This is a genomic window from Terriglobales bacterium, assembly GCA_035457425.1.
Lineage (GTDB): Bacteria > Acidobacteriota > Terriglobia > Terriglobales > Acidobacteriaceae > JACPNR01.
In genome coordinates this window covers 1-7,408 of sequence record DATIBR010000157.1, presented here as the reverse complement: position 1 = coordinate 7,408, position 7,408 = coordinate 1, and the positions used below count along the sequence as shown (strand labels likewise).

General features: G+C 66.1%; 6 protein-coding genes. 1 reads left to right on the top strand and 5 read right to left on the bottom strand.

Annotated features, from left to right (window positions below; all coding sequences use genetic code 11):
- On the bottom strand, positions 1 to 221 hold a 221-nt coding region (locus VLA96_12030; protein HSE49928.1), incomplete at its 3' end, for a cytochrome c3 family protein.
- A 241-nt stretch (positions 222 to 462) separates the two neighbouring features.
- On the opposite strand from VLA96_12030, the gene VLA96_12025 reads away from it, so the two are divergent.
- Positions 463 to 2,214 carry a thiamine pyrophosphate-dependent enzyme gene (locus VLA96_12025; GenBank protein HSE49927.1) on the top strand — a complete coding sequence of 584 codons (1,752 nt, stop codon included), beginning with the start codon at positions 463 to 465 and terminating at the stop codon, positions 2,212 to 2,214.
- 84 nt (positions 2,215 to 2,298) lie between these two features.
- On the opposite strand, the gene VLA96_12020 is transcribed toward VLA96_12025, so the two are convergent.
- The 4 genes from VLA96_12020 to VLA96_12005 all read right to left on the bottom strand — a co-directional run.
- On the bottom strand, positions 2,299 to 3,744 hold the full coding sequence (locus tag VLA96_12020; GenBank protein HSE49926.1) for an aldehyde dehydrogenase family protein: 1,446 nt from the start codon (positions 3,742 to 3,744) through the stop codon (positions 2,299 to 2,301).
- Positions 3,745 to 4,032: 288 nt separating this feature from the next.
- Entirely contained in the window at positions 4,033 to 4,494 is a 462-nt protein-coding gene (locus VLA96_12015; protein ID HSE49925.1) for a nuclear transport factor 2 family protein, read from the bottom strand.
- Between the two features lie 102 nt (positions 4,495 to 4,596).
- Positions 4,597 to 6,768, bottom strand: a complete 2,172-nt coding sequence (locus tag VLA96_12010) for a prolyl oligopeptidase family serine peptidase (protein HSE49924.1) — start codon at positions 6,766 to 6,768, stop codon at positions 4,597 to 4,599.
- Positions 6,769 to 6,892: 124 nt separating this feature from the next.
- A partial coding sequence (locus VLA96_12005; protein ID HSE49923.1) for a hypothetical protein occupies positions 6,893 to 7,408 on the bottom strand: 516 nt, incomplete at its 5' end.

The window sequence follows — 7,408 nt, the reverse complement described above, 5'->3', positions numbered from 1 at the left end:
TCGACCGACGTGTGGCAGTAGCGGCAGTCGATGCCGAGCCCGCCGACGTGGTGCTGGTGCGAGAAGGGCGGCGTCTGCACCTTGGCTTCGCCCTGCGTGGTGACGTAGCTCGAGCGCTGCACTTCGGCGGCCGTCCACGTGAGCGCGCCGACGAGGAAGAGAAAGCCGTAGATCGTCAGGCGCGAGAGCGTGTTCGTGCTGCGATGAAATATCTGCGACAAGCGAGCTTCTTCCGTCCCTGTTTACGGCTCGACGAGGCTCAATACCACGTCTCTAAGTTGTGCAGTGGTTTCCGGCGGCGCTTGGGAAACTCGGAATTATAACAAGTCGACCGCAATGCGCCACCCCGCACCCAACGTTATCCCGCGCCGGCGTCTCCACCCCGTTTGGAACGCTGTTGCAGATTTCAACAGCCCAACAGCCGCGCACGGCCGAGCATCCTATTCAGCAGGAGACCCTGCCATGGCAAAAACAGCGGCTGACGTTCTGATCGAGACCCTGATCGACTGGGGAGTGGACACCGTTTTCGGCCTCCCCGGCGACGGCATCAACGGCATCATGGAATCGCTGCGCACGCACCAGCAGCAGGTGCGCTTCATCCACGTGCGCCACGAAGAGTCGGCCGCGTTCATGGCCTGCGCCTACGCCAAGTACACCGGCAAGCTCGGGGTGTGCGTCGCGACCTCCGGCCCCGGCGGCCTCCATCTGCTCAACGGGCTCTACGACGCCAAGCTCGACGGCCAGCCCGTCCTCGCCATCACCGGCATGGCCTTCCACGACCTGGTCGGCACCCACACGCAGCAGGACGTCTCGCTCGACAAGTGTTTCGCCGACGTCGCGCAGTTCAACGAGCGCGTGATGGGGCCGACGCACGTCGAGAACCTCGTCGACCTCGCTTGCCGCACCGCGCTCTCCTATCGCTGCGTCGCGCACCTCACCTTCCCCGTGGATCTCCAGGAGAAGGAAGCGTCGAAGGGCCGCTCCAAGCGCAACATTCCGCACCACACCTCCGACGTGATGTCCTACAGCGCGCGGCTGCCGAACGAGCGCGACCTCATGCGCGCCGCCGACATCCTCAACCAGGGCAAGAAGGTCGCCATCCTCTGCGGACGCGGTGCCATCGGCGCCGCTGCCGAGCTCGAGCAGGCCGCTGAGACGCTCGCCGCGCCCATCGTGAAGGCCCTGCTCGGCAAGGGCGCCGTCCCCGATTCCAGCCCCTACACCACCAACACCATCGGCCTGCTCGGCACCAAGCCTTCGCAGGAAGCGCTGGAAGAATGTGACACGCTGCTGATGGTCGGCACTTCGTTCCCTTATCTCGAGTTCATGCCCAAGCCCGACCAGGCGCGCGCCGTCCAGATCGAGCTCGACCCCAAGCGCATCGGGCTGCGCTATCCGGTCGAGGTCGGCCTCATCGGCGACAGCCGGCGCTCGCTCCAGATGCTGCTGCCGCTCCTCCAGCGCAAGTCCGAGCGCCGCTTCCTGGAAAAAGCGCAGCAGGGCATGCAGGAGTGGAACGAGGTGATGGAGAAGCAGGCAAGCTTCATGGGCACGCCGATGAAGCCGCAAGTCGTCGCCGCCGAGCTCGGCAAGCGCCTGCGGCCGGACGCCATCGTCTCGTGCGATTCCGGCACCATCGCCACCTGGTGGGCGCGCCACATCCCGGTCCAGGCCGGCCAGATGCACTCGCTCTCCGGCACCCTCGCCTCCATGGCCAACGGCCTGCCTTACACCATCGCCGCGCAGGTGGCGTTTCCGGAACGCCAGTGCGTCGCCTTCGTCGGTGACGGCGGCTTCCAGATGCTGATGGCCGAGTTCGCTACCGCCGTGCAGTACCAGCTGCCCATCAAGGTCGTCGTCATCAAGAACAACACGCTCGGCATGATCAAGTGGGAGCAGATGGTCTTCCTCGGCAATCCCGAGTACGGCTGCGAGCTCTCCCCCGTCGACTTCGCCGCGTTCGCGCGCGCCTGCGGCGGCAGCGCCCTCACCATCGAGGATCCCACGCGGTGCGGCGCGCAGTTGGACGAGGCCCTCGCTACGCCCGGCCCCGTCCTGATCGAGGCCGTGGTCGACCCGTTCGAGCCTCCGATGCCGCCCAAGATCACCGTGGACCAGGCGGCAAAGTTCGCGGAGTCACTGATGAAGGGCCAGCCCAACCGCAAGGAGATCGCGCTCACCGTCTTCGGCGACAAGGTCCGGGAGTTGGTGTAGAAGCAATAAGCAATAAGCGATAAGCAAGAAGCGTGAACCCGGCTGGTTTGGCTTATCGCTTATTGCTTATCGCTCATTGCTGGTTCACCGCAGATTCATCATCAGCAGCTTCGGCTCGGTCATCTCCTCGATCGCCCAGCGCAGGCCCTCGCGGCCGAGGCCCGAGTCTTTCGTTCCGCCGTACGGCATGTGGTCGATGCGGAAGGTCGGCACCTCGCCCACCATCAGCCCGCCGACCTCGATCTCTTCGTAGGCGCGGAAGATGCGCGCAGCATCGCGCGTGAATAGCCCCGCCTGCAAGCCATAGGGCGAATCGTTCACGCGCCGCAGCGCTTCCTCGAAGCTGTCGTAGGGCTCGACCGTCACCAGCGGCGCGAACACCTCCATGCAGTTCACCTTCATCGCCGGCTGCGTGTGGACGAGCACGGTCGGTTCGTAGACCGACCCGTGCCGCTTGCCGCCGCACAGCACCTGCGCGCCCGCCGCGACCGCCTCGTTCACCCACTGCTCGATCCGCTCCGCGTCCGCCGGCCGGATCAGCGGCCCCACGTCGGTGCGCTCGTCCAGCGGGTCGCCGGTCTTGAGCGCCTTCACCTTCGGGACGAACGCCGCGAGGAACTGGTCGAGCACCGGCCGCTCCACCAGGATGCGCTGCACTGAGATGCAGCTCTGCCCCGCGTAGCTGAACCCGCCGACCGCGCACCGCGCCGCCGCGTACTCCAGGTCGGCGTCCGAATGAATGATGACGCCCGCGTTCCCGCCCAGCTCCAGCGTCACGCGCTTCCGCCCCGCCTCCGCCTTCAGCCGCCAGCCGACCTCGGCCGACCCGGTGAAGCTCAGCATCTTCAGGCGGTCGTCGCGCACCAGGACGGCCGCATCCTCGTTCGGCATCGGCAGCACGTTCAGCGCGCCCGCCGGCCAGCCGGCTTCTTCCGCGATGCGCGCCACGTTCAGCGCGCTCATCGGCGTCTGCGACGCCGGCTTGATGATGATCGGGCACCCCGCCGCGATCGCCGGCGCCACCTTGTGGCCGACCAGGTTGAACGGGAAATTGAAGGGCGTGATCCCGAGGATCGGCCCGATGGGGAATCTCCGCAGCAGCCCCCAGCGCCCTTGCGCGAACTCCTGCAGGTCGAGCGGCAGGTACTCGCCCTCGATGCGCGTGGCCTCTTCCGCCGCGACCGAAAAGGTGAATGCCGCGCGCTCGATCTCCGCGCGCGCCGTCTTGATGGGCTTGCCGGCCTCGAGCGCCAGGGTCCGCGCCAGCTCGTCGCGCTGCGCCGTGATCAGCTCCGCCATCCGCCGCAGCACGCGCTGCCGCTCGTAGTTCGGTAGCTTGCGCGTGACCTCGAAGGCGCGCACCGCCGCCGCGATGGCAGCCTCCGCGTCGCCGCGCGTCGCCTGCGCCACCGCGCCCACCGTGGACTGGTCGTACGGCGAGCGCACGCCGAGCAGCGTGCGGTCGGTGATCCACTGCCCATCGAGGTACAGCCCGGTCGGCGCGACGCTGGGAGAGGTTACGCGGCCCATGGCTTAGTTGTAGTGCTTTCGCCGTCCAGGACGCAAATCACGGGACGGATGTGGCGCCGGCGTCGCGCCGGTGTCGCGCCCGCGCAGACCAGCGCCCGTTCCAGATCGGAACGCCCCGCGCTTCCCGTGTTCGTTTTCCTGCTGCAGCCCGTCCGGCCCGCGCTTCAATGAAGTCGCGGACAGCCGGAGCGCTTCCGAGCGGTCACGGTCCCCGAGAAGGGCGGGCGAACTGGGAGAGTCACTCGGCTTCCACGGCGACATGCGGCCGCTGCGCCTCCGGCTTCCCCTTCACTGGGCCTTCGCCGGCTTGGGCTTCTTCTCCCACAGCACGTTGACGATGACCCACTTCCCCTCCCACTTCACCATGTGCATGTAGTCGATCCAGCCGCTCATGGTCGCACGCACGCTGGCGGCGTTCTGGAACACGTCGAGGATCTGGACGTCCTTCTGCTGCTCGGCCGCGGGGGTCTGCTTGCCAAAGCCGCGGCGGGTGCCTTCGACCAGCGCGGTCTTGCCCATGTTGTCGATCTTCGGGCGCCCGGTCTCGGGGTCGATGACCATGATCCGCTTCACCAGCTCCGGATGCAGCGCGCTCGCCATGCGCTCGGCATCGCCGGTGTACCAACCTTCCACGTAGTTCAGCGCCGTGGCCTTGATGGCCGCCGCGTCTTCCGCCGAGACGCCCGCGGGCGCCGCCTGCGCGAACGCCGTTCCAACCAGCAGCAGCATGCACCACAGAAGCTTCTTCATGTTTCCTCCCACAAAAGTAGAGACGCCCTTGCGGGCGTCTCGTGAGCGTTCAGGCGAAAGGTTCCAGGCCAAAAGCCAAGAGCCAAAGGCCAAGAGCGTCCCTTACTGCACGGCCTTCATCGTCCCGTCTGCCTGCGACTCCACTCCCAGTGTCTTCACCAGGAAGCCCCACCGGTCGGCGGTCTCCTCGATGATCTTGCTGGTCGGCTTGCCGCCACCGTGGCCCGCGCGCGTCTCGATGCGGATCAGGATTGGCGCCGGCCCGGCCTGCGCCGCCTGCATCGTGGCCGCGTACTTGAAGCTGTGTCCCGGGACCACGCGGTCGTCGTGGTCCGCCGTCGTGATCAGCGTCGGCGGATACGCCGTGCCCGGCTTGATGTTGTGCAGCGGCGAGTACTTCGCGATGTACTGGAACTCCTCCGGCTTGTCCGGCGACCCGTAATCGGAGACCCAGCCCCAGCCGATGGTGAACTTGTGGAAGCGCAGCATGTCCATCACGCCCACCGCCGGCAGCGCCGCGCCGAACAGCTCCGGACGCTGCGTCACCGCCGCGCCCACCAGCAGCCCGCCGTTCGAGCCGCCTGCGATCGCCAGCTTCGGTGTCGAGGTGTACTTGTTGGCGATCAGCCACTCCGCCGCCGCGATGAAGTCGTCGAACACGTTCTGCTTGTTCGCCTTCATGCCGGCCTCGTGCCACGCCTTGCCGTACTCGCCGCCCCCGCGCAGGTTCGGCACCGCGTACACCCCGCCCATCTCCATCCACACCAGGTTCGCGACCGAGAAAGTCGGCGTGAGCGAGATGTTGAACCCGCCGTAGCCGTACAGCAGCGTCGGGTTCTGGCCATCGAGCTTCAGCCCCTTCTTCGCCGTGATGAACATCGGCACCTTCGTGCCGTCCTTCGACGTATAGAAGACCTGCCTGGTCTCGTAGTCGTCGGGATGGAAGTCCACCTTCGGCTGGCGAAAGACCTCGCTCTTCAGCGTCTTCATGTCGAGCCGGTAGATGGTCAGCGGCGTGTTGAAGCTGGCGTAGGAGTAGAAGGTCTCCTTGTCGGTGCGCCGGCCGGGGAAGCCGCCCGCGGTCCCGATGCCCGGCAACTGGATCTCCTGCTCGAGTTTGCCCTTCAGGCTGTAGATCTTCACGGCGCTGTGCGCGTCGTGCAGGTAGTTGGCCACGAACTTGTTGGCGACCACGTTGATGCCGTCGAGCGTGTCGCCGGACTCCGCGATCACCGTCTTCCAGTTCGCTTTTTCCGGCTTGCGCGTGTCCACCGCGATCACGCGGTAGCGCGGCGCACCGTTGTCGGTGCGGAACCAGAACACCGGGCCGTCGTTGTCGATGAACTCGTACTCCGCGTCGAAGTCGTCGAGCAGCGGCACGACCTTGGCGTTCGCGTCCTTCAGGTCCTTGTAGTAGGTGCGGTTCTTCGGCTCGGTGCCCTGCCAGATGCTGATGACCAGGTAGCGCCCGTCGTCGCTCACCTCGCCCTGGAAGCCCCATTCCTTCTGGTCCTTGCGCTCGTAGACCAGCACGTCATCCGTCTGCTCGGTGCCGAGCTTGTGGAAGTAGAGCTTCTGGAAGTAATTCGCGCCCGTCAGCGCGCTCTCGCCCTTCGGCTCGTCGTACCGGCTGTAGAAGAACCCCGAGCCGTCCTTCGTCCACGACGCCCCCGAGAACTTCGACCACCGGATGTGGTCCGGCAGGTCCTTGCCGGTCGCGACCTCTTTCACCTTCCACTGCACCCAGTCGGACCCGGCCTCCTGGATGCCGTACGCCATCAGCTTGCCGTCGTCGGAGATGGCATACGACGACAGCGCCACCGTGCCGTCCTTCGCCAGCGTGTTCGGGTCGAGCAGCATCATCGGGTCGCCCGTCAGCGACGCCTGCGTGTAGATCACGTTCTGGTTCTGCAGCCCGGTGTTGCGCGAATAGAAGTAGCGGCCGCCTTCCATGCGCGGCACCGTGAACCGCTCGTAGTTCCACAGCTTCGTCAGCCGCTCCTTGATGCGCGCCCGCGCCGGGATCTGGTCCAGATACCCGAACGTCACCTTGTTCTCCGCCTCCACCCACGCCTTGGTCTCGGCGGAGTTGGTGTCTTCGAGCCAGTTGTAGGGGTCGGCGACCTTCACCCCGCTGTAGTCGTGCGTCACGTCGGTCTTCTTCGCCTGCGGATACTGCAGCGCGCCTTGCGATACCGGCTGCGCCTGCTGCGCCGCCACCGGCAGCGCCAGCGCCATCACAGTAATAAGGATGAGAACTTTCCGGAGCTTCATAGAGGAACCTCGGTTGGTTTCTTGGTTTACGGGAAACGGAAAACGGGAAACCGGAAACGCCTTTCGAACAGTATTCTCCGCTCTCTTGGACGGCCGAGTCAAAAAGAGGTGAGCGAGGAAAGCGTCACCAGCGGAGCCAGTAGCGCTGCGCACCGTATTCCCTGCTCTGTATCTCCGAAGGCGGGGCGTCCTGGGGGCCAAAGTTCGTGATGATGCCGTCCGAGTGGTAGGTGCTGAAGGGCGCGATCTCGACCGAACTGGACAGACCGTACCCGTAGCGCACTGTCTTGAGCGTCAGTTGTGAGACTGTATCGTTGACCACCACGTGGCGACCCGGCCCCATCGTCAACACGCCGGCGCTGCCGTTCCGGAAGCGATACTCCTTCACCCCGTAGAGCCTCAGGTCCTGCCGCACAGCCCGGCCGCGGTCCGACTGCACGATCAGAACCCGGGTGCCGTTCGCCCACTTCGAGACCGCGAATACCAGGCCAAACAACGCGACGGGCAGCACCGCCAAGGCGCGCAGTGGGCGCTCGCTCCGCAGCAGCCGCCGCCCAAGCAGCAGGGCCGCGAGCATGATGCCGCCGCCTAGCCCCCACGCCATCGTCTCCGCCAGCCAGTTCGGTACCAGCATCCTGCC

Coding starts and splice junctions, on each gene's coding strand:
- VLA96_12015 (HSE49925.1), bottom strand. CDS start 4,494: ATGAAGAAGCTTCTGTGGTGCATGCTGCTGCTGGTTGGAACGGCGTTC.
- VLA96_12025 (HSE49927.1), top strand. CDS start 463: ATGGCAAAAACAGCGGCTGACGTTCTGATCGAGACCCTGATCGACTGG.
- VLA96_12020 (HSE49926.1), bottom strand. CDS start 3,744: ATGGGCCGCGTAACCTCTCCCAGCGTCGCGCCGACCGGGCTGTACCTC.
- VLA96_12010 (HSE49924.1), bottom strand. CDS start 6,768: ATGAAGCTCCGGAAAGTTCTCATCCTTATTACTGTGATGGCGCTGGCG.